The following is a 227-nucleotide window of genomic DNA, read 5'->3' as shown; positions in this document are numbered from 1 at the left end:
CAGCGCTAGCGGCCCCCCATCCCGAACGTGTCTTCATCGGTTTCGAGCTCTACCTGCCCTCCATCGCGACGACCCTCATCAAGCTCGAGAACGCTGGTGCAAGTAACCCCCGGGTCATCATGGCCGACGCCACAGCAGGGCAGGACCACCTCTTCGGACCCGCCGACCTCGACGAATTGTGGACCTTCTTCGCTGATCCATGGCACAAGAAGCGTCACCACAAACGT

The 227-nt window shown here is 61.2% G+C and carries 1 protein-coding gene; it reads left to right on the top strand.

Going from position 1 to position 227, the window contains the following annotated elements:
* A partial coding sequence (locus F0L68_RS41935) for a class I SAM-dependent methyltransferase (protein WP_497858005.1) occupies positions 1–227 on the top strand: 227 nt, incomplete at both ends.

The organism is Solihabitans fulvus, from assembly GCF_008386585.1.
GTDB lineage: Bacteria > Actinomycetota > Actinomycetes > Mycobacteriales > Pseudonocardiaceae > Solihabitans > Solihabitans fulvus.
The sequence above is the reverse complement of the archived record's forward strand: the minus strand, read 5'-3'. Positions and strand labels throughout refer to the sequence as shown.